The sequence below is a fragment of the Nocardioides szechwanensis genome, assembly GCF_900103935.1.
Classification (GTDB): domain Bacteria; phylum Actinomycetota; class Actinomycetes; order Propionibacteriales; family Nocardioidaceae; genus Nocardioides; species Nocardioides szechwanensis.
Genome location: NZ_FNIC01000001.1, coordinates 114,680 through 140,136, shown reverse-complemented (window position 1 = coordinate 140,136; position 25,457 = coordinate 114,680). Strand labels below are relative to the sequence as shown.

The following is a 25,457-nucleotide window of genomic DNA, read 5'->3' as shown; positions in this document are numbered from 1 at the left end:
CCCGCCCTCCGACACCCGTTCCGCTCGGAAAGTACGGAACGTTCTCAACCTAGATCGGCCGGATCCACGTCGAAAACGTTCCGTACTTTCCCGGAGATCACAGGTGGTCGAGCAGCCAGGTGGGGGTGAGGATCATCGCGCCGTGGTGCTCGACCCGGCCCATCAGGATCCGGTCGGCGGTGACCACGGTGACCCGGTCGCCGCGCTCGGAGGCCGCCTTCGCCTCGGCCACGATCGCGTCGTCTCCGGACTTGGGTGCGTGCACCGTGCGGACGTGGGCGTCACGGCCCGCGCGTACGCCGCCCTTCGCCGCGCCCTCCAGCACGAGCACCACCTGGTCCTGGGGTACGTCGGCCACCATCAGCCGGGCGTGCAGCCGCGCGGCCGCCCCGGCACGGTCCTTCCACCACCCGTCCGGGCGACTCCCCACCACGTTGGCGCCGTCGACGATCAGGACGGTGGTCACTTCAGGAACTTGGAGAAATCCTTGGGGAGGTTGAGGTTGGCGGCGGCCGCCTCGTAGTCGATCGGCTCGGCGTCGGGGTTGCCGAAGGGGTTGGCGGCGGCTGCGGCGGCCTTCTCCTTGGCCGCAGCGGCCTCCTGGGCTGCCTTGGCGGGGTTGCCGGACTTCTTGGCGCCCTTGCCCTTCTTGGGCGCGGCCTTCTGCTTCGAGCGCTTGCCGGCGCCGGGCATCCCGGGCATCCCCGGCATGCCGGGCATCCCGCCGCCACGGGCCATCTGCATCATCATCTTGCGGGCCTCGAAGAACCGGTCGACGAGCTGGTTGACGTCGGAGACCATGCGGCCCGAGCCCTTGGCGATGCGGGCGCGGCGCGAGCCGTCGATCATCTTCGGGTTGGCCCGCTCGGCCGGGGTCATCGACTGGATGATCGCCTGGATCCGGTCGATCTCGCGCTCGTCGAAGTTCTCGAGCTGCTCGCGGAACTGTCCCATCCCGGGGAGCATCCCCATGATCTTCGACATCGAGCCGAGCTTGCGGACCTGCTGCATCTGCTCGAGGAAGTCGTCGAGCGTGAACTCCCCGCCCTGGCCGCTCAGCTTGGCGGCGGCCTTCATGGCCTGCTCGGAGTCGAAGCTCTTCTCGGCCTGCTCGATCAGGGTCATCATGTCGCCCATGTCGAGGATGCGCGACGCCATGCGGTCGGGGTGGAACAGGTCGAAGTCGGTCAGCTTCTCGCCGTTGGACGCGAACATCACCGGGCGACCGGTGATGGAGGCGATAGAGAGCGCGGCGCCACCGCGGGCGTCGCCGTCGAGCTTGGTGAGTACGACGCCGTCGTACCCGACCCCGTCGAGGAAGGCCTGCGCGGTGATGACGGCGTCCTGGCCGATCATCGCGTCGACGACGAACAGCACCTCGTCGGGCTGCACCGCGTCGCGGATGTCGGAGGCCTGCTGCATCAGCTCGGCGTCGACGCCGAGACGGCCGGCGGTGTCGACGATGACGACGTCGTAGAGCTTGCGCTTGGCCTCCTCGATCGACGCCCGGGCGACTGCGACGGGGTCACCGCTGCCGTTGCCGGCCTCGGGCGCGAAGACGGGTACGCCGGCGCGCTCGCCGTTGACCTGGAGCTGGTTGACGGCGTTGGGGCGCTGGAGGTCGCACGCGACCAGGACCGGTGACTTGCCCTGGTCCTTGAGCCACAGCGCGAGCTTGGCGGCGAGCGTGGTCTTGCCGGCGCCCTGGAGGCCGGCGAGCATGATCACGGTCGGCCCGGTCTTGGCGTAGCGCAGCCGGCGGGTCTCGCCGCCGAGGATCGTCACGAGCTCCTCGTTGACGATCTTGATGATCTGCTGGGCGGGGTTCAGCGCGCCGCTGACCTCCTCGCCACGGGCCCGCTCCTTGACCGCGCCGACGAAGTCCTTGACCACGGGCAGCGCGACATCGGCCTCGAGCAGCGCGATCCGGATCTCGCGCGCGGTCGCGTCGATGTCGGCTTCGGAGAGCCGGCCCTTGCCGCGCAGGTTCTTGAAGGTGTCGGCAAGCCGGTCGGAAAGGGTGGCAAACACAGGTCAGATGTCCTCGGGCTGGCGTTGTCGAGCGGGTCTCGTGGAGGACCCCAGGTAGTGACCCAGCCTAACCGGGGCCGGTCAGCGCCTCACGTACGGCGTGCGCGGCCTGCGCGCTGCGGGTCTCGGAGAGGACCCCGGCCGAGGGCTCCTGGAGGTAGAACACGTCCACGGCCTGCGGCCCCAGCGTGTCCACGTGCGCGGAGCGGACCTCGACGTCGAGCCGCGCCAGCGCCGCGCAGACGAGGTAGACGACACCCGGCCGGTCGCCGGTGCGCACCTCCAGCACGGTGGAGTGGTCGCTGGCCTCGGGGCGTACGACGACGGTCGGCGCGAGGCCGTCCCCGGTCGGCCGCAGCCGGTGGGACGGGTCGAGACGGCCGGCGACGATCCCGTCGTACTTCTGGCGCAGGATGGCCGGGTCGAGGTGCTCCTCGGAGACCTCCCAGACCGACACGCCGTAGTCGCCCTGGGACCACGCGCGGGCGGCGCGGACCCCGGTGCGCTGGAGGGCGAACATGGCGGCGAAGTCGGCGAGCAGCCCGATCCGGTCGACGGCGATCGTGGTGACCCGCGACCCGTCGGGCGCGGGCTCGACCGAGACGTAGACGCCGTCCGCCTTGAGGGCGGCCGGGAAGTCGGCGGGCAGGGCGACGTCGTCGCTCAGCACGGGTGGCAGCGCGGTGCCGGTGTCGAGGGCGGCGTGCGCGCGGCGGGCCAGGTCGCGGACCAGCCCCGAGCGCCACGACGACCACGCCTTGGTCGAGGTGGCCTTGGCGTCGGCCTCGGTGAGCGCGCCGAGCAGCGCGACCGCCTCGACGCTGCCGAGCCGGGAGGTCACCAGGTCGACCGTGGCCGGGTCGTCGGGGTCGCGGGTGGTCGCGGTCTGGGCGAGCAGCAGGTGCCAGCGCACCAGCAGGGCGATCAGGTCGACGCACTCGGGCTCGAAGCCCATCCGGGTGGCGATGCTGCGCGCGATCGGCTCCCCCGCCACGCTGTGCTCGGTCAGCCCGCCCTTGCCGATGTCGTGCAGGAGCGCGGCCACCATGAGCACGTCGGGGCGGCGTACGGAGCGGATCAGCGCGGAGGCCTCGATGCAGGTCTCGATCACGTGGCGGTCGACGGTGAAGCGGTGGATCACCGAGGCGTGCGGCAGCATCCGGACCCGCTCCCACTCGGGCAGGAAACCGGACAGCGCACCGGTCTCCTCGAGCGTCTCCCACACCCCCAGCAGGCTGCGCCCAGACGCGAGCAGCCGCACCAGGAGCTGCCGGGCCTCGGCCGGCCACGGCTCGGGCAGCGGCGGGCACTCCCGCACCAGTCGCGCCGCCGTCGCGGGAGCGAGTACGACGTCGCGCTCGGCCGCCGCGGTGGCGGCACGCAGCAGCAGGAGCGGGTCGTCGGCCGGGCGGGCCTTGCGGTCCAGGACCACCTCGCCGGAGGACAGGGCCACGCTGGGCGCCAGTGGCTCCAGCGACGGGCGCCGCGCGCCCTTGACCGACACCGGCCGCGCGAGCACGGCGTCGACGCGGCGCCACGCGAGCCGCGACAGGTGGGTGATCCGGCGGCCGAGCTCGCGCACGTGCACCTGCGCCGACAGCTCGTCGTCCAGCCCCAGCGCAGTGGCCAGCTCGGCCCACATCTCAGGGGTGACGCGGTCGGTGGCCCGGCCGGCCATCGCCTGGACCAGGTCACGCACGTCGAGCAGCGCCAGCCGGCTGCGCTCGAGGTCGACGTGGGGCACGTCGACGAGCCAGGTGGCCACCAGGCCGCGCAGCACGGTGGCGTCGCGCAGCCCGCCCTCGGCCTCCTTGAGGTCGGGCACCGACAGGTGCGCGAGCTCGCCGATCAGCCGGTGCCGCGAGCGGACCATGTCGTGCAGCGCCGGCAGCCGGTCCCGCGCTCCCCGGCGCCAGGCCGCGAGCATCGTCGTACGCAGCCGCAGGGTGAGGTTGGGGTCGCCGGCCAGGTGGCGCAGGTCAAGGAGGCCAGAGGCCACTCGTACGTCGGCGTCCGCGGCGGCGATCATCTCGGGCAGCGTGCGCACGGAGTGGTCGAGCTTGCTGCCGGAGTCCCACAGCGGGTACCAAACCTTCTCGGCCAGGTCACCGAGGTCGACCCCCTCGTCGGAGACCAGGACGACGTCCAGGTCGGAGTGGGGTGCGAGCTCACCCCGGCCGTAGCCGCCGACCGCGACCAGCGCCGCCCCCGTCTCGGGCCCCCCGTTGTCGTCGTAGGCGGCGACGCAGAGGGCGTCGGCCTCGGCGGTGCGGGTGGCGCGTTCGGGGGCGGTCATCGCTCAGAGGGCTGCGTCGTCCCGGTCGCCGGTGCGCACTCGTACGACGGTCTCGACGGGCGTGACCCAGAGCTTGCCGTCGCCGATCCGGCCGGTACTGGCGCTCTCCTGAATCGCGGCGAGGACGGCGTCGACGTCCTCGGCGCTCACGACGATCTCGATTCGGATCTTGGGGACCAGCGCGATGTCGTACTCGGCACCGCGATAGACCTCGGTGTGGCCCTTCTGGCGGCCGTAGCCGCTGACCTCGCTGACGGTCATGCCGGTGACCCCGACCGCCTCCAGGGCGACGCGGACGTCCTCCCACTTGTGCGGCTTGATGACGGCGGTGACGAGCTTCATCGTTCTTCCTCCCTCTTGGCGGTGGATCCGCCCAGGACTCCTGCGCCCGATCGGGCACCGGCGGTGGCGTGCAGGTCGTAGGCGGTCTCGGCGTGGACCACGAGGTCGATGCCGCTGAGCTCGTGCTCCTCGTCGATCCGGAAGCCCATGGCCTTGTCGACGACGAGACCGATGATGCCCGAGACGACGAAGGCGTAGACGAGCACCGCGCCGCCGCCGACCAGCTGCCTGCCGAGCTGGTCGACACCCCCGCCGTAGAACAGCCCGTCGACGCCGGTCGGGGCGGCCGCCGTGGCGAGCAGCCCGATGCCGAAGGTGCCGATCAGGCCACCGACGAGGTGGACGCCGACGACGTCGAGCGAGTCGTCGTAGCCGAAGCGGTACTTGAGGCCGACGGCCAGCGCGCAGACCACACCCGCAACGGCCCCCATGAGGATCGCGCCGACCGGCGAGACCGAGGCGCAGGAAGGCGTGATGGCGACCAGGCCGGAGACCAGGCCCGAGGCGGCCCCCAAAGACGTGGCGTGACCGTCGCGCAGCCGCTCGACCGAGAGCCAGCCCAGGGCACCGGCCGCGCCGGCCAGGAGCGTGGTGGTGAAGACGACCGCGGCGGTCTGGTTGGCGCCGAGCGCGGACCCGGCGTTGAAGCCGAACCAGCCGAACCACAGCAGGCCGGCGCCGAGCATCACCAACGTCAGGTTGTGCGGCCGCATCGCGTCCTTGCCGAACCCGAGCCGACGGCCCAGCACCAGTGCCAGCGCGAGGCCGGAGGCACCCGAGGTGATCTCGACGGCGGTGCCCCCGGCGAAGTCGATGACGCCGAGCTCGTTGGCCATCCAGCCGCCGACGTGGTCACCGGCGGAGAAGTCGAAGATCCAGTGGGCGACTGGCGCGTAGACAGCGAGCGTCCATGCACCCACGAAGACCATCCAGGCGCCGAAGCGGGCCCGGTCGGCGATCGCCCCCGACACCAGGGCGCCGGTGACGACGCAGAAGAGGCCCTGGAAGACCGCGAAGAGGATGAGCGGGACTCCCGAGTTGCCGTTGCTCTCCTCCGGCAGCAGCTGTGAGAGCCCGGCGTACTGCGTGGGGTCGCCCACGAGGCCGAGCCCGAGGTCGTCGCCGAAGGCCAACGAGTAGCCGACGAGGACCCAGAGGATGCTGATGACCGCCAGCGAGCCGAAGGTCATCATCATCATGTTGAGCACGCTCTTCGAGCGGACCATGCCGCCGTAGAAGAGCGCCAGCCCCGGCGCCATGAGCAGCACGAGGGCGCTGGCGGCGAGCAGCCAGGCGGTGTCGCCGGAGTCGAGACCGGTCGGGTCCGCAACGAGCGGAGCGACGTCGAGGAGCAGCGTGGGAGCAGTCACGGTCGACACCCTCCAAGCCAATTGTTTCGGACATGTAAACGACCCGGCTGTCTCACGACAGCCGGGTCGTCCACCAGGCAGTGGTGCGTCAGATCAGAGCGCCGCCTCGTCCTTGTCACCGGTGCGGACGCGGATGACGGTTTCGACGGGGCTGACCCACACCTTGCCGTCGCCGATCCGGCCGGTCTGGGCGGTCTTGACCACGATGCCGACGATGTCGTCGGCGTCGTCGTCGTCGACCACGATCTCGATGCGGATCTTGGGGACCAGCGCGATGTCGTACTCCGCGCCCCGGTAGACCTCGGTGTGGCCCTTCTGGCGGCCGTAGCCGCTGACCTCGGAGACCGTCATGCCGGTCACTCCGAAGGTCTCGAGGGCCTCCCGGACGTCCTCCCACTTGTGCGGCTTGATGACCGCGGTCACGAGCTTCATGCGTGTGCTCCTTCCGAGGTGACGGGCTGGGTGCCGAGCACGCCGGTCTTGCCACCGCCGCCACCGCCGCCCATCCCGCTGTGCAGGTCGTACGCCGTCTCACCGTGCTCGACGAAGTCGATGCCCTCGACCTCGTCCTCCTCGGCGATGCGCAGACCCAGGGTGAACTTGATGGCCAGGCCGATGATCGCCGTGATCACACCGGAGAAGACGATGGCCACGAGGACACCGAGCGCCTGGTCGCCCAGGGAGCCCGCACCGCCGCCGTAGAGGAGGCCGTCGACGCCGCCGGCGCCGTCCGCCGTGGAGAAGACACCGATCAGGACCGTGCCGACGATGCCGCCGACCAGGTGGACGCCCACGACGTCGAGCGAGTCGTCGTAGCCCAGCTTGTACTTCAGGCTGACCGCCCAGGCGCACACGGCACCGGCGATGAGGCCGATCGCGACCGCACCCTCGATGTCGACCGCGCCGGCCGCCGGGGTAATGGCCACGAGGCCCGCCACGATGCCGGAGGCCGCGCCGAGCGAGGTCGCCTTGCCGTGCAGCAGGCGCTCGATGAGCAGCCAGCCGAGGATCGCGGCCATCGTCGCCAGCGTGGTGTTGGCGAAGGTGCGGCCGGTCTCCGAGAAGAACTGCGCGATGTTCTCCTCGTCGGTGGCGCCGGTGAAGACGATCGAGCCGACGTTGAAGCCGTACCAGCCGAACCACAGCAGGCCGGCGCCGAGCATGGTCAGCGTCAGGTTGTGGGGACGCATCTGCTCCCGGGGCCAACCCACGCGCTTGCCGAGAAGCAGCACCAGGACCAGGGCCGCCACGCCGGCGTTGATGTGGACCGCCGTACCGCCGGCGTAGTCCTGGGCGCCGATCCGGCCACAGATGAGCGAGTCCGCGGTGCAGCTGAAGACCATGTGGGCCATCGGGAAGTAGCACAGGAGCGCCCACAGGGGCACGAAGAGGACCCAGGCCGAGAACTTCATCCGGTCCGCCACCGCGCCGCTGATCAGCGCCACGGTGATGATCGCGAAGGTCATCTGGAACATCACGAAGACATAGCTGTCGGTCGTCACTGTGTCGAGCCACAGCAGGGCGGTCGGGTCGGCGAAGAACGTGCCGCCGCTCTCGGCGTCACCGCCGAAGCCCATCGACCAGCCGACCGCGACGTAGAGGATGCCCACGATCGCCGCGGCGATGTAGGACATCATCATCATGTTGAGCACGGACTTCGAGCGGGACATGCCGCCGTAGAACAGCGCCAGGGCGGGCACGGTCATCATCAGGACCAGGGCCGTCGCCACGAGCATGAAGGCGTAATAGCCGTCCACAGAACCTCCAGGATTTGCTACCGGGGAGACGTGACCCGACCGCGACTTCACTGTCGCCGCGAGATCCCCACCTCTTTGGCCAGAACCTTCGACGTCCGAGGTTTCGAGGCCCGCGCGGACTTGTTGCAGGCACGCAACGAGTTCCCGGGTTGTGTTACTTCCGCGTTACGGGTCCTGGGGCTGCCAGGCGTCGCCGCGTGGGCGTTGATCTAGGGTCGGCCCATGCCCTTGACCCTCGTCGCCACCATGATGGTGCGCGACGAGATCGACATCGTCCCGGCCATGATCGAGCACCACCTCGACCAGGGGGTCGACCTGGTGATCGTGACCGACAACGCGTCGGTGGACGGTACGACGGACGTGCTGCGCTCGTACGTCGAGACCGGGCGGGTGGAGCTCCACCACGACCCGGTCCACCGCAAGCAGCAGGGTGTGGTGGTCACGCAGATGGCGCGCCGAGCGCGCACGGCACACGCCGCCGACTGGGTGCTCAACCTGGACGCCGACGAGTTCCAGGTGCCCGTCGATCGGACGCTCACGCTGCGCGGGGCGCTCGAGGCGACTCCCCTGCACCTCAACGCGTTCACCGTGCCCGTCACCAACCTGGTCGGCCCTGCCGCCTGGTCGGGCAGCGGGATCGGGCGGCTGGCCTGGCGCGACCACCGCACCGAGGCGCAGCTCCAGCAGATCGGGATCCACGCCCAGCCCACGCCCAACGGTATGCACCGCGGCGAGACCGACGTGACCGTCGCGCAGGGCAACCACTTCGTCTCCCTCCCGAGCAACGGGCAGCCGGCGCCCGAGGTCGCGACCGAGGTGCTTCACCTGCCGTGGCGCTCGTGGGCCCAGCTCGAGCAGAAGGTCATCAACGCGGGGCGCTCCTACGAGAGCAACCCCGACCTGCGGCCCAGCCCTCGCCACCACGGCATGTTGGACTACCGCCGCCACCAGGCCGGGCAGCTCTTCGAGGCCTACCTCGCCCGCACGCCGCTGCGCACCGAGCTCGAGCGCGGCGAGGCGGACGGCAGCTTCGTGCGCGACGACTGGCTGGCCGAGCACCTGCGTGGCCTGGTCGGCCGGGCTCTGCGACCCGACCTGCTGGGCCCGGTCGTGGACCCCGCGCAGGACCGGCCGGTGCCCGACGACGAGCATGCAGACGGCGCCGAGCGCGGGCGTGACCTGCTCGCCGCCGAAGAGGCGTGAGAGGTTTGGCCAGACCACCGATCGGACCCGCGGGTCTGGATCCCGACGGGAGGGCCCGATGGACCACTACGTGCTGAAGCACACGACCTACGACTCACCGGCACTGTCGCCCGGAAAGCTCGCCTACCTCAGCAGCGGCCTCGACGCCGTCCAGGGTTGGCTCGTGCCGTCCACCGCGCTCTACCTCGCCGGGCTGGAGCAGGCCCAGCGCGGCGCGGTTCCCGGCGGGTTGTGCGAGATCGGTGTCCACCGCGGCAAGTCCTTCCTGGCCATGGCGATCGACGCGCCCGCCGGTGACCCCGCGGTCGCGATCGACGTCTTCGACCTCCAGCACCTCAACGAGGACGGCACGTCCAGCAAGGCGCTCGACGACTTCCGCGACAACCTGCGGGCGTGGAGCCTCGACGACCGGGTCGAGATCGTGCAGGGCTCGAGCCTGGAGCTGGAGGCCGACGGGTTCCTCGAGGCGGGGCCCCGCTTCCGGCTCTTCTCCGTCGACGGCGGGCACGGCGCCGACTATGTCCTCAACGACCTGCGCATCGCCGAGGCCACGCTCGCACCCGGCGGCGTGGTCGCGGCCGACGACGTCTTCAACATCCACTGGCTCGGCGTCTGCACGGGCGTCTTCCGTTACTTCCACTCGGGCGGCACGCTGGTGCCGTTCGCGCTGATCCCCAACAAGCTCCTGCTCACCGACGCCGCGAGCGTCGACGCCAACCGCGACCGGATGCGCGAGCTGTTCGCGGCCGGCCTGACCAAGACCGACGTACCCATGCTCGACGGGGTGATCGACGTCTACGGCGACGTGCCATGGGAGCTCGTCGACGACGCCGGCAGCCCGGCGTCGCTCCAGCGCCCCGACGACAGCGTCGACGCCGTGCGCGCCGAGCTCACCGGCGCCCAGCTCGAGCTGGCCCGCCTCCGCACCAGGCTGCGCGAGGTCCAGGACGACAAGCGCACGCTCCAGCGTCGCGTACGCCGCCTGCGCGAGGCAGCACCCCCGCCTGCGCCCGCCGAGCCCGCCTCGGGCGGGCTCCGCCGCAAGGCGCGTGCCCTGCTGCGAGGGGCGCGGTGAAGGGACTCGGCCGCCGCGCGCCGGAGCCGGGGCCGGAGGACGACGAGGTCACGCGGCTCCGCGAGCAGGTGAAGCTGCTCCGCGGCCGCAACCGACGGCTCCGCGAGCAGGTCGACCGCCTCAAGGCGCGCGCCGGGGGCTCGACCTCGGCGGTGCCGGAGATCGAGGGCCGCTCGCGCCTCGACGTACGGCGCGACAGCGTCTTCGCCTCCGCCGCGCGGGACGCCACGGTGCTCGAGATCGGCCCCGCCCACAACGCGATCCTGCCCAAGCGCGAGGGGTTCGCGACCCGCACCGTCGACTACCTCGACCGCGCCGGGCTGATCGCCCAGTACGCCCAGTTCGAGCACTACTCCGCCGACGACATCGAGGAGGTCGACTACGTGCTGGCGCCGGGCAGCGCCATGGCCGAGGTGATCCCCGAGCGGTTCGACGTCGTGCTCGCCTCCCACGTCATCGAGCACACCACCTCGATGGTCGACTTCCTCAACGAGTGCACCCGGCTGCTGGCCCCCGGCGGCGTGGTCGCGCTCGTCGTACCCGACCATCGCTACTGCCTCGACCGGTTCCGCGAGCGCACGTCGCTGGGCCGGGTCATCGACGCCTCGCTGGCGCCGCCGGCCGTGCACACCGTCGGCACCGTCACCGAGGCGCTGCTCGACTCCGTACGCCGTGGCGAGTCGACGTCGTGGCGGCCGGGCAACACCAGCCGCTTCGGCTTCGTGCACGAGCGCGAGGCCGTGGTCGGCTACGCCGAGCAGGCCCGCCTCGCCGAGAGCTACCTCGACGTCCACAACTGGGTCTGCTCCCCCCATCACCTGCGGCTGCTGCTCCACGACCTCGCCGACCTCGGCTACATCTCGGTGCGGGAGACGTACTTCCACGACACCGTCGGGCACGAGTTCTTCCTCAACCTGTCGGTCGACGGTGCCGGGCCCGGCCTCAGCCGCGCCGAGCTGGTGGCGCTGGCCGAGGAGGAGCGGCGCTCGCTCGACCGCCCCCGCTTCCGCGAGGACACCTCAGTCGCGGAAGCCGCGCTCCCGGCGGGCCTCGACGGCGACCTGCACTAGCCGCTCGGCACGCGCCGCGAACGAGTGCTCGCGGGCGACGCGGGCCGCCACGGAGCGCCGGTGGTCGTCGTCGCCGAAGACCGTGTCGGGGTCGCGCAGCGAGCTGAGCCGGGTCAGGTCCTCGGGCGTGTGCCACACCTGGACGGCGTCGCCGAACAGCTCGGCCAGGCCGTCCACCTCGTCGCTGACCACCCGGGCGCCGCTGGCGACCGCGTCGAAGAGCCGGTTGGAGACGAACCCCTGCTGCCGCATCTCGCCCCAGTGGTCGTTGAGCACCACTCCGGCACTGCGGTAGGCGGCACCGAGCTCGGTGTTGGGCAGGTAGTCACCCTTCACGAACCGCCGCGGCACGAACTGCCGCCAGTCCTTGCCGTAGATCGACAGCGGCAGGCCCTGCTCGACGGCGTCGCGCACGATCGGGCGGTACTCCTGGCGCGAGCTGCCCACGAACAGCACGGGGTGCCCGGTGTCGGGCCTCGCCCGCTCCGGGTGGAAGAGGCTCGGGTCGGTGGCCTGGAGCAGCGGCTCGACGGAGATGCCCCAGTCGGACGAGCGGGCCCGCGCCCAGGACGCACTGGCCGCCAGCACCCGGTCGTACGACGTCGCCTCGACGCGGCCGACCGTCTCCGGGTGGGAGATCACCCAGGCGATCGTGACGTGCTCGGGCGTGACGGGGTAGGACGTGAGGCCGCGCAGCACGAGCGCCACGTCGTCGTGGCAGCCGGTGGCGCGGTCGAACTCCGGGCGCCGGTCGACCACGACCTCCTGGCCGAGCGAGCGCAGTGCCTTGGCCACCGCCTTGGCGAAGTGGGTGTCGCCCCACAGGTCCCCCAGCGGGCCAGCGGAGGCGGGGTTCTTGATCGCCCACCGCAGCCGCGGCAGCGCCTCGCTGACCTGCGCGCGGCCCGGGAGCCGCTCGGTCCGGACCAGGGTCGGCTCGGGCACGGCGAGCGCGCGGCGCGAGGTCTCGCCGTGGCGGACCCGGTGTCCGACGACCGTGAAGCCGGCCGCGGCCCACAGGTCGGCGTCGTCGCGCGGCGCCCGCCCCTCCCACCGGTCGAGGTAGAGCACGCGGTTCTGGACGAACGCGTCGAAGCGGCCCGGGGTCCGGGACTCGTGGTGGGTGACCCGTGAGTCGTCGCGTACGACGAACCGGCCCGAGCGGCGCTGGCTCAGGCGCAGGCAGAGGTCGATGTCCTCCATGCCGTTGCGGAAGACGGGGTCGAAGCCGTGCAGCGCGACCACGTCGGTGAAGCGCAGGGCGACCGCGGCCCCGGTGAGCGCGCCGAAGGCGAGGTCGGAGACGCCCTCGGCGTCCTCCTCGGGGAAGCCCGCCAGCAGGGAGTAGGGGACGCCTCCCTGGCCGGGGAAGGCCACGCCGGCCGACTGGATGCTGCCGGTCGGGTAGAGCAGCAGCGACTGGGCCGCGAGCACCCCGGGGTCGGCGAGGCTGTCCACGAGCGGTGCGAGCCAGCCGTCGTGCACGGTCGTGTCGTTGTTGAGGAACACGACCGTGTCGCCACCGGCCGCCGGCACGGCCAGGTTGTTGCCGAGCGCGAAGCCGTGGTTGACCGAGCTGTGGAGCACCCGCACGCCGGGGTGCTGCAGCGGCAGGGCGTCGAGCACGACCGAGACCGGCGCGAGGGAGCCGTTGTCCCACACCACGCACTCGACCTCGGGTCCCCCGGTGTCGGTCTCGACGACGGCGCGCACGGCGGCGACGGTCATGGTGGCGTCGTCATAGGTGGGGATGACCACGGTGACCAGCCCGGGGCGCTGCTCGCGCGCGGCGAGCGCCTCCCAGTCGACCAGGGTCTCGTTGAGGACGACGTCGGTCCAGGTGTCCAGGTGGGCGTGCTCGACCAGCGGGCGGCGGTCGCGCGGCTGCGCGCGGGCCTCCTGGTGGCGGCGGCCGTCGCGCTCGACCCCGACCACCGGCACCGTGCGGACCGTCGTACGGCGGGCCAGGAGCACGGACAGGTCGGCCTCCCAGCCGCCGGGCCGGCCGAGGTCGGTCAGGCCATCGCGCAGCAGGTCGCCGGCGACGAGCAGTCGGGCCGGGTCGACCACGCCGCGGTCGGCCAGCTCACCGGGGGGCGGCCCGTGGTCGGCCCAGGCCTCGCCGGAGGGCCGGGTGACGTGGAGGACGTCGGCCAGTGCCGTGGCGCCCTCGGACTCGGCGACCGCGGCGAGCAGGCGCAGGCGGTCGGGGTGCCAGGTGTCGCCGGCCCAGACGAACGCCACCAGGTCGCCGGTGGTCCGGGCCACGGCCTCGACGACGGCGCGCGGGTCACCGACTCCCCCGTCGACCGGCACGACCTCGGCCGGCGGCAGGGTCTGGGCGGCCAGCGAGGCCTCGGTATCGGCCCATGCCTCGGGGTCGAAGCCTGCGAGTGCGACCACGGACACGGTCGGGGCCCGGCTGGGTCCGTGCTCGTGGCGGGCGGCCACCTCGGCGCCCGCGCTCTCGTCGTACGACGTGCGCCAGCGGCGGGTGCGCCGGTCGTCGCGCTCCTGCCACTCGTCGCGGCGCTCGCGCACCCACGCGAGCAGGTCGCCGGAGAGCCACGGGTGGCCGGCGAGATCGGCGGCGGGACCGTGCTCGGCGTAGTGGCCCAGCGGGCCGCCGGGGTGCTCGCGGGCCTCAGGCACCGCCTTGAGGTAGCGCTGCACGTCGAACAGCGGGTGTGTCGCGGTGCCCCACGCCTGCCGCCGGACGTAGACCACGAACGGGTTGCGGTCGCCGAGGTCGCGCCCGAGCTGCTCGGTGAAGTGGGCGGGCTGGAACAGCGGGTGCGGCGTCAGTCCGCGGGCGGCGCCCGTGCGGAGGTAGTGGGTGACGGCAGCGCGGCGGCGCATCGGCCGGACGACCTCGCGGGAGTACCAGTCGGCGTCGAACAGCGGCGACTCGAGCAGCAGCCGGGCCTCTCGCGAGGGACCGTCCGCTGCCGGCTGCCCCTCGGCGAGGGGCGCGGGCTCCGACGAGGCGGCCCGGCGCACCCGTGACCACAGCCGCCGGGGGCCCGGCCCCGGGAGCGCGCGGTCGCTGGTCACGTCGCCGTACTCAGCCCAGCAACGCGTCGACGAACGCGCCGGCGTCGAAGGGGGCGAGGTCGTCGGGACCCTCGCCGAGGCCCACGAGCTTGACCGGCACGCCCAGCTCACGCTGGACCGCGACCACGATCCCGCCCTTGGCCGAGCCGTCGAGCTTGGTCAGGACGATGCCGGTCACGTCGACGACCTCACGGAAGACGCGGGCCTGGATCAGGCCGTTCTGGCCGGTCGTGGCGTCGAGGACGAGCAGCACCTCGGTGACCGGCGCCTGCTTCTCGATGACCCGCTTGACCTTGCCGAGCTCGTCCATGAGCCCCTGCTTGTTCTGGAGCCGACCGGCGGTGTCGACGATGACGGTGTCGACCCCGGCCTCCACGCCCTGCTTGACGGCCTCGAAGGCGACGCTGGCGGGGTCGGAACCCTCGGCGCCGCGGATCACCTCGACCCCGACCCGCTCACCCCACGTGGCGAGCTGGTCGACCGCGGCCGCGCGGAACGTGTCGGCCGCGCCGAGCGTGACCTTGAGGTCCTCGGCGACCAGGATCCGGGCGATCTTGCCGACGGTGGTCGTCTTGCCGGCGCCGTTGACGCCGACGACGAGGACGACGCCGGGGTTGCCGTCGGTGCCGGAGACCTGGAGCCGGCGGTCCATCGACGGGTCGACGAGGGCCAGCAGCTCCTCGCGGAGCACGGCTCGCGCGTCGGCCACCTCGGTGCCCTGGACGCGCAGGCGGGTGCGCAGGTTGTCGACGACCCGCTGGGTCGGCACGACCCCGATGTCGGCGGCCAGGAGCGTGTCCTCGATCGACTCCCAGGTGTCCTCGTCGAGCCGCTCTCGGCTCAGCAGCGCGAGCAAGCCGCGGCCGAGCCCACCCTGGGAGCTCGCGAGCCGCTGGCGGAGCCGGACCAGCCGGGAGGCGGTGCCCTCGGGCCGCTCCAGCGCCTGGGGGGTGACGACCGGCGCCTCGGGGCTGGCGTCGACCTCGACCTCCGCAGGAGGCGCGGTGACGGTCGGAGGGGCCGGTGGGGCCTCCACCGCCCGCCCACGACCGCGGGTCGCGACAAGTCCGGCCAGCGCCACGACGGCGAGGACGGCGATGCCGATGATCAGGTACAGCCATTCACCCATGGGCCAATCCAATCAGAGGCCCCTGGGGGGCGGGGGTGCCGGGAGCAGGTCAGAGACGGTGCGCGGGCGCGTCCGGGGCGCGGTCGCCGTCGGTCTCGTCGAGGGTCGGGGCGGCGTCGACGGCCTTGGCCATCGCGTCTCCCAGCCACGGAGCGGCCGGGAGCTCCTCACCGCGGTGCGGGAACGCGACGTAGACCAGCACCAGGCCGGCCAGGACGACGATGGCGAGCATGGTCACGATGATGGCGAGCACGAGCGGAGCCTCCCGAGGGTGAGATGGGTCTTCAGGGCCGACTACCCCGAAGTCCACCGTCGCACACGCGGGCCCGCGACGTCGTACGCCGCGTCGGTCAGGGCCCGGCGGGTCGCAGCAGCGGCTCGACCGCGGCCCGGATCGGCTCGGGCATCGGGGTCACGGGGCGCGCCGGGTCGGTGTTGTCGACGTAGACGTGCACGAAGCGGCCTTCGGCGGCTGCGTCGTCGGAGTCGCCCTGGAACAGCCCGATCCGGTAGACGACCGAGGAGGTGCCGACCTTGTCGACGACCATGCCCATCTCGATCGGCGCCGGGAAGCCGATCTCGCGGAAGTAGCGGCACGACGTCTCCGCCACGACCCCGATCTGCGGCAACGAGCGGATGTCGAGCCCGGTCGCCTCGTAGAGGTGGGCGTTGACGGCGGTGTCGAACAGCTCGTAGTAGGTGGCGTTGTTGAGGTGGCCGTAGGCGTCGTCGTCGCGCCACCGGGTGGTCACGGTGCGCCACGCGACGTACGACGCGCGGGTGGGGCGGTCGCTCACGCGGGTTCGGTCTCTCGCAGCCGTTGGCTGATCACGGCGCTGACGCCGTCGCCGCGCATGGTGACGCCGTAGAGGGCGTCGCCGACCTCCATGGTCCGCTTCTGGTGCGTGATGACCAGGAGCTGGGAGTTCTCCCGCAGCTCCTCGTAGATCTCCAGCAGCCGGCCCAGGTTGGTGTCGTCGAGCGCCGCCTCGACCTCGTCGAGGATGTAGAACGGCGAGGGGCGGGCCTTGAACAGCGCGACCAGGAACGCCACCGCGACCAGCGACCGCTCGCCGCCGGACAGCAGCGAGAGCCGCTTGACCTTCTTGCCGGCGGGACGGGCCTCGACCTCGATGCCGGTGTTGAGCATGTCGTCGGGGTTGGTGAGCACCAGCCGACCCTCGCCGCCCGGGAAGAGCCGCGCGAACGTCGAGTCGAAGGCGGCGCTCACGTCGGCGTAGGCCTCGGTGAAGACCGCCTCGACCCGCGCGTCGACCTCGCGGACGATGTCGAGCAGGTCCTTGCGGGTGCGCTTGAGGTCCTCGAGCTGCTCGGTGAGGAACTTGTGGCGCTCCTCCATCGCGGAGAACTCCTCGAGCGCCAGCGGGTTGACCTTGCCGAGCATGGTCAGCTCGCGCTCGGCGGTCTTGAGCCGCTTCTGCTGCTCCTCGCGCACGAACGGCACCGGCTCGGGGAGGTTGCCCTCCTCGTCGACGGCCGTGGCCGGGACCAGGTTGTGCGGGCCGTAGTCGTTGGCGAGGCCGTCGGCGTCGAGGCCGAGCTCCTCGATGGCGCGGTCCTCGATCTGCTCGATGCGCATCCGCTGCTGGGTGCGGGCCATCTCGTCACGGTGGACGGAGTTGACCAGCTCGTCGTGCTCGCGGGTGAGCTCGCGCAGGCGGGCCCGGACGGCGAGGAGCTCCTGCTCTCGGCCGCTGCGGGCGTGCTCGACGTCCTTGCGGGCCTCGGTGGCCTGGTGGATCGAGACCTCGAGCCGGGACAGCACGTAGGACGTCGCGAGCCCGACCGCCTCGGCGGCCCGGCCCTCGCGCAGCAGCCGCTCGCGGCGCTCGGCGGCCTTGGCGCGCGCCTCGCGCTCGGTGCGCGCGGAGCGCAGCAGCGCGTCGACCCGGCCGTTGAGGGCCCGGGCGCGCTCCTCGCTGGTGCGCAGCGCGAGCCGGGTGTCCATCTCGGCCTGGCGGGCCGCCTTGGCCTGCTCGACGCGACGCTCGCGCTCGCTGGTGTCGGGCTCCTCGTCGGGGGCGTCCTCGGCCGAGACCAGGCGGGCCTCGAGGTCGGCGAGCCCGGCCAGGTCGGCCTCACGTGCGGCCTGCGCCTTCTCGATCGCGCCGCCCAGCCGGTCGGCCTCCCCGCGTGCGGAGCGGGCCTGGGTGCCGTACTGGCCCAGCTCCTCGGCCACGGCGGCCAGGGTGGCGTCGGACTCGTGCAGCTTGGCGAGCGCGACGTCGGCGCGCTTCTGCGCCTCCAGGCGCTCGCTCTCGAGCCGCGAGAGGTCGAACGTGAGCCGCTCGGACGACGCGATCGCCTCGCCGAGCTGGGTCGCGGCCTCGTCGACGGCCGCCTGGATCTCGATCAGGCTGGGCTGGCTGGACGAGCCGCCGGCCGCGAAGTGGGCGCCGAGCAGGTCGCCGTCGCGGGTGACCGCGGTGACGTCGGGCAGGTCGGCGACCAGGGCCTTCGCCGCGTCGAGGCCGTCGACCACGGCGACCTTGAACAGCAGCCGCGACAGCGCCGGGCGCAGGGTGTCGGGGCACTCGACGACGTCGACGGCGTACGACGCGTGGCCGGGCAGCGCCGGCCAGGGCCGGTCGTCGGTCTCGGTGAGGCCGCCCAGGAGCATCCCGGCGCGCCCGAGGTCGGCGCTCTTGAGGTGCCCGATCGCCTCGACCGCTGCACCGGCGTCGGTGACCGCCACGGCGTCGGCCGCGGAGCCGAGCGCGCTGGCGACCGCGGTCTCGTAGCCGCTGCGCACGGTCAGCAGGGCCGCGACGGAGCCCATGAGGCCGGAGACGGAGTCGGTGGCCGCGAGCAGCGCGCCCGCGCCGTCCTTGCGGTTGAGGCCCATCTCGAGGGCGTCCTTGCGGGCCGCGAGGGTCGAGCGGTCGCGGTCGGCCTGCTGCGCCTCCTCGCGGGTCTTGGCCAGGCGGTCCTCGATGTCGCCGAGGTTGGCGGTGGCCGCCTCGTGCTCGGCGTCGAGCCCCTCCTCGCCGGCGTCGAGGCCGGCGACCTTGGTCTCCAGCGAGGTGAAGTCGCGCTGGGCCCGCTCGGCACGCGCCACGGCCTCCTCGCGGGCGAGGGTGAGCCGGCCGATCTCGTCGTCGGCGGCGGCAGCACGCGACTTGAGCGCGTTGACCTGCCCGTGGAGCCGGGCCAGGCCCTCGCGGCGGTCGGCGGCGGCGCGGACCAGCGCGGCGACTCGGCGCTCCTCCTCGGCGGCCGCCTCCTCCGCCGTACGACGGGCGTTGACGGACTGCTCGAGGGCGGTCCGGGAGGCGTCGACCTCGGCCGCGATCTGCTGCTCCTGGAGCCGGACCCGCTCCGCCTCGGCCTCGAGCTCGTCGGGGTCGCGGCCGTGCTCGAGCTCGGCGTCGGCGACGCTCGCGGCGTTGCGGATGCGCTCGGCGGCCAGCGACTGGGTGCCGCGCAAGCGCTCGCGCAGGCCGTTGAGGGAGTACTGGACGTCCTGGGCGCGCTGGAGCGCGGGCAGGTCCTCGCGCAGGGCGGCCTCGAGGGCACCCTCGGCCTGGCGGCCCTGGGCGAGCTCGGCCTCCACCTGCTCGCGGCGCTCGACCAGGATGGTCTCGTCGGCCATCTCCTGCTGGAGCGCCGTGCGGGCGGTGACCAGGTCGTCGGCCATCAGCCGGGCGCGCGCGTCGCGGGCGTCGGCCTGGACACCGGCGGCGCGACGGGCCACCTCGGCCTGGCGGCCGAGGGGCTTGAGCTGGCGGCGGATCTCGCTGAGCAGGTCGTTGAGGCGGGTGAGGTTGCCGTCGGTGGAGTCGAGCTTGCGGAGCGCCTTCTCCTTGCGCTTGCGGTGCTTGAGGACGCCCGCGGCCTCCTCGATGAAGCCGCGGCGGTCCTCGGGGGTCGCGTGCAGGATCGTGTCGAGCTGGCCCTGGCCGACGATGACGTGCATCTCGCGGCCGATGCCGGAGTCGGAGAGCAGCTCCTGGACGTCGAGCAGCCGGCACGACGTGCCGTTGATGGCGTACTCGGAGCCGCCGCTGCGGAACATCGTGCGGCCGATCGTCACCTCGGCGTACTCGATCGGCAGCGCACCGTCGGAGTTGTCGATGGTGAGCAGCACCTCGGCGCGGCCCAGCGGGGGGCGGCCGGAGGTGCCGGCGAAGATGACGTCCTCCATCTTGCCGCCCCGCAGCGACTTGACGCCCTGCTCACCCATCACCCAGGCCAGCGCGTCGACCACGTTGGACTTGCCGGAGCCGTTGGGGCCGACGATGCACGTGATGCCCGGCTCCAGCTGGAGCGTGGTCGAGGAGGCGAAGGACTTGAACCCCTTCAGGGTCAGGCTCTTCAGGTACAACGCGATGCTCCATCAGTGGTCGACGACTCGGCACTGAAGCGCGGGTACGGGGGTGCCCGCCGCGGGGGAAGCTCAGCGCGCCTCACCCTACCTTTTGTCGTGCGTGGATCCGCGGAACCCCGTGCTGCGAGTGGCCGGCACTCACTCCGGGGCGGGTGCGGCGTCCGCGTGCGCGATGTGGGCGAGCTGGCGCCAGATGAGCACCACGAACACCGCCGACCCGACGAACGCGAACCAGAACGGCGCCGTGACGCCGTAGTGCTGCGCGAGCACGCCGCCGATCGCCGAGCCGATGACCAGTCCGCCGAAGACGCCCACCAGGTTGACCGACCCGACCCGTCCCTGGAGCTCGGTCGGTACGGCGCGCTGGCGCACGGTGATCGACGTCGTGCCCCACACGAACGCGTGGGCGCCGAACCCGAAGAAGATCACCATCGCCACCCACGGCACCGTGGTGACGGCGAGGACCAGGTGGGTGAGCGTCTCGAAGACGAGCCCGATCCGCATCAGGTCGCCCAGGCTGACGTGGCGCGTGATCCAGCCGTAGGCCAGCGTCGCGAGCAGCCCACCGCACGCCGAGACGGTGGTCAGCAGCCCGAACCCGACGGCGCCGAGCCCCAGGCGCTGCGTGGCGTAGAGGACGAGCACCGACCACGCCGCCCCGAACGTGATGTTGAAGATGAAGATCGTCAGCACCAGGGTGCGTACGGCGGGGTGGTGCAGCACCCACCGGAAGCCCTCCACGATGTCGGCCCGTACGGCGGTCGCGGTCTCGGGGTCGCGTCGGTGCGGCGGCAGCGTGAGCCGGGTGATCAGCACCGCACCCAGCAGCACCATCACGGCCTGGGCGGCGAACGGCCAGGCCATCCCGGCCGCGAACAGGGCCGCGCCGACCGGCGGGCCGGCCAGCTGGTTGACGGTGATGAACCCCGTCTGCAGCCGCGAGTTGGCGATCGCCAGGTCGTCGCGGTGCACGACCATCGGCAGCAGCGTGCTCGACGCGTTGTCGGCGAACATCTCCGCGGTCCCGATCGCGAACATCGCGCCGAGCACCAGCCCGATCGTGGCGCTGTCGGTCGCCACCGCGACGGTCAGCAGCACGAGCACCCCGCACCGCAGCACGTCCACGGTCGCCACCAGCAGCCGGCGGTCGAGGCGGTCGGTGAGCGCACCTGCGTACAGGCCGAACAGCAGCGGCGGCGCCCACTGGAGCAGCGCCGCCAGCGCGACCAGGAACGCCTGGTCAGTCATCGAGGCGACCAGCAGCGGGCCGGCGGCGATCGCGATGCCGTCGCCGACGTTGCTGATCCACGACGAGGCCATGAGCCAGCGGAAGTTGGTGCCGAGGCGCGCGGGGGCGACGGTCTCGACGAGGCGGCTCACAAGCAGCAGAGGCTACGGCGTGAACCGCGTGAGTCTCACCTGGTGATGCGGCTGCGGCGTCGTACGGCGAACGCGGTGAGCATCGCGCCGCCGACGAGACCCAGGGGTACGACGCCCCCGGCGACCCGCTGGGCGATCGAACGGGCGTCGGCGCGCGAGGCGGGCGGGACGGCGCCGCGGCCGTCCCCGGGGACGTCGACGGCGTAGACGTCGAGCCCGCGGACCAGGTCGATCGAGTAGACGACGTTGGTGCGCGCACCGGTCTGCCGGCCGTCCTTGTAGACCGGCACCCACATGGCGTCCCAGACCTCGGAAGCGCCCCACACGGAGTGGGCGTAGGGCTTGATGTCCTTGGCGTTGCGCACGTCGAGCACGTGGGTGCCGCCGCCGTAGAAGCCGACCGCGACCAGGCCACCGGGCCGGTAGTCGAACCAGTGCGACGAGCAGAAGCCGCCCTGGGGCAGCGGGTAGCTGCCGAGGTCGGCCAGCTCGACCTTGTCGAGCGGCACGATCGCCGAGGCGGTGCCGTCGAGCCGCTTGATCCACCAGGTCTGGAAGGACCCGGCGAGGGCGCAGTCGGTCTGTTCGTAGTCCTCCTCGGTCGCCAGCAGGATGTTGCCGTTGGCCAACGACGGCTTGCTCATCGGCCGGAACTTCTTGGCGTTGGGGTGGAACGAGTTGTGCAGGATGAAGTCGTTCCAGCCGGGGTAGGCGGCGCTCTCGCCCGCGCCGGCCTTGCCGGTGGTGGTGATCAGCCGCGGGCGCGCCGGGCGGTCGGTGTCCCACATGGAGGCGCCGGCCCAACCGGTGTGGGTGCCGATGCCGGCCGCGTCGAAGTTCCACTTGTGGCCGCCGGTGGGCGAGAAGAAGGGCTGCACCCCGGGCTGCTTCGGCTTGGCGTCGACCTCCACGGGCTTGCGCAGGTTGCGCAGGTCGAAGACAGAGAAGTCGTCGCGACCGCCGGCGGAGTAGGCGTAGCGGCAGTCGGTGTCGTCGACGCAGGCCACGGTGTGCGTGCTGGTCGTGGCCGGGGCGCGCGAGACGATCTTGGGCGCCGACGGCTTGGTGACGTCGACGACGATCAGCTCGTTGCCGCCGGCGTTGACGTGCTGGATGTCGTCGGGCGCGACCTGCACCAGGTCGACACCGATCAGCACGAACCGCTTGACGCCCTGCGGCGTGCGTCGCTCGCCGCAGTTCATCGCCTCGTTCTCGAACAGGGCGTTGGCCAGGGTGCCCACCACGCGAGGGCGGGCGGGGTCGGAGACGTTCCAGACGCGCAGCGAGTCGACGCCGCTGGTCACGAACACCGGCGCGGTCTTCAGGAAGCAGCCGGAGATGCCCGTCTGGGTCGGGTGGGCGCCGAGGTGGGCGATGTTGTCGCTCTCGACGACCGAGCTGGTGCGCCCCTCGCGCAGCGACTGCTCACGGTTGCGGTCGCGGGGGTCGTCAGCTGACGCCGGGGCGGCCGTGGCCAGGGTCGAGCCGACGACGAGGGTGGCCGCGATCGCGGCGAGTGTGGTGCGCACGTCGTCTCAACGAGCGACGCTCGGGGCAGTCACGCCGGGGGCCCGAAGGCTCAGGCGGGCTGCATCTCCTGCAGGTTGGCGGTCTCGAGATCGATCAGCGCGGCCGCGCGGGACGCGACGAGCCGGTCGTTCTCCTCCGTGAGCCGGAGGACGAGGTCCTCGAGCTCACCCACGCGTGCGCGGAGCCGACTGTTCTCGGCCGCCAGGCGGGGGTCTCGCAGGTCGCTGTTCAAGTAGCCGATCAGCGCCTTGGCCATGAATGAGCCCTTCCGGTTTCGGGTGGTGGGTGGCCCCGGTAGGACCGTCTTCAAGAGTCCCACCAAGCGGCCTCTCGGTCAATCCGCGAGAGGCACCGTCGGCGGGACCACGCGGCGTGCCCGCGGCGCCGGCTGGCAGCTCGGGCAGAAGTACGACGAACGGTTCATGAAGGCGATCCGGCGGATGGGGGTGCCGCAGCGGTCGCAGGGCTCCTGCTCGCGCCCGTAGGCGTGCAGCGAGCGGTCGAAGTAGCCCGACTCGCCGTTGACGTTGACGTAGAGCGCGTCGAACGACGTGCCGCCCTGGCCGAGCGCCTCGGACATCACCACCCGGGCGTGCTCGAGGAGCCCGCGCAGCTGCGGACCGGTGAGCCGGTCGCCGGGGCGGTCACCGTGGATCCGGGCGCGCCACAGCGCCTCGTCGGCGTAGATGTTGCCGACCCCGGAGATCAGCCCCTGGTCGAGCAGCAGCCGCTTGACCCCCGCGCTGCGGCGACGGGACCGACGTACGAAGAGGTCGTCGTCGAACTCCGGGTCGAGCGGGTCGCGGGCGATGTGGGCGATCTCGGCGGGCAGCTCGGCTCCCCCGGTCGAGACCGACAGACCGCCGAACATCCGCTGGTCGACGAAGCGCAGGTCCCGGCCCTCGTCGGAGCCGGAGAGCGCGAAGCGCACCCGCAGGTGCCGCTCCGGGGGCGCGTCGGCGGGCTGGACCAGCAGCTGCCCGCTCATGCCGAGGTGGCCGAGCAGGGCGTCACCGTTGTCGAGGGGGAGCCAGAGGTACTTGCCGCGACGGCGGGCGGCCACGAGTCGGCGGCCGGTCAGCGCCTCGGCGAAGCCGGTCGGGCCACGCGGGTCACGACGGACCGGGCGCGGGTGGAGGACGTCGACCCGGGTGATCGTGGCCCCCAGGACGTGCCGCTCGAGCCCGGCGCGGACCACCTCGACCTCGGGCAGCTCCGGCACGTCAGCCCCTCGTCAGTCGGTGTCGGCGCCGGCGCCGGTGTTGACCGTGTCGCCCGTGTTGACCGCGCGCATGATCTCGCCGTAGGCGGTCTCGGCACACGCCTGCTCCGCTTCCTTCTTGGAGCGGCCGACACCCTCGCCGTAGACCTCGTCGCCGACCCGGACCCGGGCGGTGAACGTCTTCATGTGGTCAGGGCCGGCGTCCTCGATGAGGTACTCCGGTACGCCGAGTGCTCGCTCGGCGGCGAGCTCCTGGAGGGAGGTCTTCCAGTCGAGGCCCGCACCCATGGCGGAGGCGGCCTCGATCAGCGGGTCGAACAGCAGGTGCACGACCTCCGCGGAGGTCGCGATGCCACCACCGCTGAGGTGCACGGCCCCGATCACCGCCTCGACGGTGTCGGAGAGGATCGAGGCCTTGTTGCGCCCACCGGTCGACTCCTCGCCGCGGCCGAGCTTGACGTAGTCGCCCAGCCCGATCGTGCGGCCGACCTCGGCGAGCGCGCGAGCGTTGACGACCGCGGCCCGCAGCTTGGCGAGCCGGCCCTCGGAGAGGTCGGGGTGGGTGAGGTAGAGCGTCTCGGTCACCACGACGCCGAGCACCGAGTCGCCCAGGAACTCCAGGCGCTCGTTGGTGGGCAGGCCACCGTTCTCGTAGGCGTAGGACCGGTGCGTCAGGGCGCGCTCCAGCAGCTCGGGATCCAGTTCGGGATCACCGAGCGCCTTCCGCAGCTCGCCGTAGTTGCTCAGCGGACTGGCGCGAGCCTCAGAGGACCTGTCGACGGTCGGCCTTGGCGCCGTACTGGCCGCAGGCGCCGCAGGCACGGTGCGGCAGGTGCTTCTCGCCGCACGCCGGGTTTGCACAGGTCACCAGGGTCGGCGCGACGGCCTTCCACTGCGAGCGACGGTGGCGCGTGTTGCTGCGCGACATCTTCCGCTTCGGGACAGCCACAGTTTTCTCCTCATACGTCGACCGGAGGCCCGGTCAGGCTCTGAACAAGTCAGTATTCACTCTTCGTCGTGCTGGAGCACAGTCAGCCCTGCCCAGCGCGGGTCGATCACAGCGTCGTGTGTGTGGTCAGGGTCGTCCTTGAGCAGCGCACCACATTCGGTGCACAACCCGGGACAGTCGTCCTCACACAAGGGCTGGAACGGTAGTGCGAGCACCACCGCGTCACGCAACAGGGGCTCGAGGTCGAGCAGGTCGTCCTCGAGCATGCTGACTCCGTCGTCCTCGGGGTCTCCCCCTTGGAGGTCCTGGTCGTCGTAGAGGAACAGCTCCTGGAACGTCACGTCGACGTCGTCGTCGATCGGCTCCAGACACCGCACACACTCACCCTCGAGCGAGACTCGCGCCTCGCCCGTGACCAGGACACCCTCCATGACCGCCTCGATGCGCAGGTCGAGTTCGACCGGTGCACCTTCGGGGACACGAAGGACTTCGATGCCCAGATCTGCTGGAGCCGGGACCGTCCGTGACACCTCGCGCTGGGACCCCGGGCGGCGGCCGAGCTCGCGAGTGTCGAGCACGAGCGGCGCTCTCGGGTCCAGGTTGCTCAGTGTTCCACTTCCGGTTCCGGGCACAACAGATCTGGAAGATCGTATCCGTCCGGTCACAGCAGGGGCAAAACGCGCCCCGCGGGACGGGCGGTC

22 protein-coding genes are annotated in these 25,457 nt (G+C 72.1%); 3 read left to right on the top strand and 19 right to left on the bottom strand.

Annotated features, from left to right (window positions below):
* Nucleotides 1-97: 97 nt before the first annotated feature.
* The 7 genes from BLR90_RS00675 to BLR90_RS00645 form a co-directional block, all read right to left on the bottom strand.
* A complete protein-coding gene (locus BLR90_RS00675) occupies nt 98-466 on the bottom strand; it encodes an NYN domain-containing protein (protein ID WP_091021646.1) in 369 nt (122 codons plus the stop codon).
* Nucleotides 463-2,031: a signal recognition particle protein gene (gene ffh / locus BLR90_RS00670; protein WP_091021644.1), complete on the bottom strand. Its 1,569-nt coding sequence runs from the start codon at nt 2,029-2,031 to the stop codon at nt 463-465. The genes BLR90_RS00675 and ffh overlap by 4 nt, the downstream gene beginning before the upstream one ends.
* Nucleotides 2,032-2,098: 67 nt before the next feature.
* Nucleotides 2,099-4,327, bottom strand: coding sequence for a [protein-PII] uridylyltransferase (locus tag BLR90_RS00665; protein ID WP_091021642.1), 2,229 nt, complete (start codon nt 4,325-4,327; stop codon nt 2,099-2,101).
* Nucleotides 4,328-4,330: 3 nt separating this feature from the next.
* Complete coding sequence (locus BLR90_RS00660) at nt 4,331-4,669, bottom strand: P-II family nitrogen regulator (RefSeq protein ID WP_091021640.1); 339 nt, start codon at nt 4,667-4,669, stop codon at nt 4,331-4,333.
* On the bottom strand, nt 4,666-6,039 hold the full coding sequence (locus BLR90_RS00655) for an ammonium transporter (protein ID WP_245715076.1): 1,374 nt from the start codon (nt 6,037-6,039) through the stop codon (nt 4,666-4,668). Before BLR90_RS00655 ends, BLR90_RS00660 begins: the two co-directional genes overlap by 4 nt.
* Nucleotides 6,040-6,132: 93 nt before the next feature.
* Nucleotides 6,133-6,471, bottom strand: a complete 339-nt coding sequence (locus tag BLR90_RS00650) for a P-II family nitrogen regulator (RefSeq protein WP_091021638.1) — start codon at nt 6,469-6,471, stop codon at nt 6,133-6,135.
* Entirely contained in the window at nt 6,468-7,796 is a 1,329-nt protein-coding gene (locus tag BLR90_RS00645; RefSeq protein ID WP_245715075.1) for an ammonium transporter, read from the bottom strand. Before BLR90_RS00645 ends, BLR90_RS00650 begins: the two co-directional genes overlap by 4 nt.
* A gap of 222 nt (nt 7,797-8,018) precedes the next feature.
* On the opposite strand from BLR90_RS00645, the gene BLR90_RS00640 reads away from it, so the two are divergent.
* The 3 genes from BLR90_RS00640 to BLR90_RS00630 are packed head-to-tail and all read left to right on the top strand — an operon-like array spanning nt 8,019 to nt 11,144.
* Entirely contained in the window at nt 8,019-8,999 is a 981-nt protein-coding gene (locus BLR90_RS00640) for a glycosyltransferase family 2 protein (protein WP_245715074.1), read from the top strand.
* Nucleotides 9,000-9,057: 58 nt separating this feature from the next.
* Nucleotides 9,058-10,074 (top strand): class I SAM-dependent methyltransferase, encoded by a 1,017-nt coding sequence (locus tag BLR90_RS00635; RefSeq protein WP_170254226.1) that lies wholly within the window; start codon nt 9,058-9,060, stop codon nt 10,072-10,074.
* Nucleotides 10,071-11,144 (top strand): class I SAM-dependent methyltransferase, encoded by a 1,074-nt coding sequence (locus BLR90_RS00630; protein WP_170254227.1) that lies wholly within the window; start codon nt 10,071-10,073, stop codon nt 11,142-11,144. The genes BLR90_RS00635 and BLR90_RS00630 overlap by 4 nt, the downstream gene beginning before the upstream one ends.
* Here BLR90_RS00630 and BLR90_RS00625 read toward each other — a convergent pair.
* The 12 genes from BLR90_RS00625 to BLR90_RS00570 form a co-directional block, all read right to left on the bottom strand.
* Complete coding sequence (locus BLR90_RS00625) at nt 11,094-14,198, bottom strand: glycosyltransferase (RefSeq protein WP_143016065.1); 3,105 nt, start codon at nt 14,196-14,198, stop codon at nt 11,094-11,096. The genes BLR90_RS00630 and BLR90_RS00625 overlap by 51 nt on opposite strands.
* A 10-nt stretch (nt 14,199-14,208) precedes the next feature.
* Nucleotides 14,209-15,327: a signal recognition particle-docking protein FtsY gene (ftsY, locus tag BLR90_RS00620; RefSeq protein WP_091021630.1), complete on the bottom strand. Its 1,119-nt coding sequence runs from the start codon at nt 15,325-15,327 to the stop codon at nt 14,209-14,211.
* A gap of 49 nt (nt 15,328-15,376) precedes the next feature.
* On the bottom strand, nt 15,377-15,580 hold the full coding sequence (locus BLR90_RS00615) for a hypothetical protein (RefSeq protein WP_091021628.1): 204 nt from the start codon (nt 15,578-15,580) through the stop codon (nt 15,377-15,379).
* 97 nt (nt 15,581-15,677) lie between these two features.
* Nucleotides 15,678-16,124, bottom strand: a complete 447-nt coding sequence (locus BLR90_RS00610; RefSeq protein ID WP_091021626.1) for an acyl-CoA thioesterase — start codon at nt 16,122-16,124, stop codon at nt 15,678-15,680.
* On the bottom strand, nt 16,121-19,672 hold the full coding sequence (gene smc / locus BLR90_RS00605; protein ID WP_091021624.1) for a chromosome segregation protein SMC: 3,552 nt from the start codon (nt 19,670-19,672) through the stop codon (nt 16,121-16,123). The genes BLR90_RS00610 and smc overlap by 4 nt, the downstream gene beginning before the upstream one ends.
* A 141-nt stretch (nt 19,673-19,813) precedes the next feature.
* Nucleotides 19,814-21,055 (bottom strand): MFS transporter, encoded by a 1,242-nt coding sequence (locus BLR90_RS00600; protein WP_091021622.1) that lies wholly within the window; start codon nt 21,053-21,055, stop codon nt 19,814-19,816.
* A gap of 35 nt (nt 21,056-21,090) precedes the next feature.
* Complete coding sequence (locus BLR90_RS00595) at nt 21,091-22,584, bottom strand: LVIVD repeat-containing protein (RefSeq protein WP_091021620.1); 1,494 nt, start codon at nt 22,582-22,584, stop codon at nt 21,091-21,093.
* A 50-nt stretch (nt 22,585-22,634) separates the two neighbouring features.
* The gene (locus tag BLR90_RS00590; protein WP_091021618.1) at nt 22,635-22,841 is read right to left on the bottom strand and encodes a hypothetical protein; all 207 of its coding nucleotides are present in this window, start codon (nt 22,839-22,841) and stop codon (nt 22,635-22,637) included.
* Nucleotides 22,842-22,919: 78 nt separating this feature from the next.
* Entirely contained in the window at nt 22,920-23,807 is an 888-nt protein-coding gene (gene mutM, locus BLR90_RS00585; RefSeq protein ID WP_091021616.1) for a bifunctional DNA-formamidopyrimidine glycosylase/DNA-(apurinic or apyrimidinic site) lyase, read from the bottom strand.
* A 12-nt stretch (nt 23,808-23,819) separates the two neighbouring features.
* Nucleotides 23,820-24,629 carry a ribonuclease III gene (gene rnc, locus BLR90_RS00580; protein ID WP_174812354.1) on the bottom strand — a complete coding sequence of 270 codons (810 nt, stop codon included), beginning with the start codon at nt 24,627-24,629 and terminating at the stop codon, nt 23,820-23,822.
* Nucleotides 24,571-24,756, bottom strand: a complete 186-nt coding sequence (gene rpmF, locus BLR90_RS00575; protein ID WP_091021615.1) for a 50S ribosomal protein L32 — start codon at nt 24,754-24,756, stop codon at nt 24,571-24,573. Before rpmF ends, rnc begins: the two co-directional genes overlap by 59 nt.
* A 56-nt stretch (nt 24,757-24,812) precedes the next feature.
* Nucleotides 24,813-25,334, bottom strand: a complete 522-nt coding sequence (locus BLR90_RS00570) for a YceD family protein (protein WP_245715073.1) — start codon at nt 25,332-25,334, stop codon at nt 24,813-24,815.
* Between the last annotated feature and the right edge of the window lie 123 nt (nt 25,335-25,457).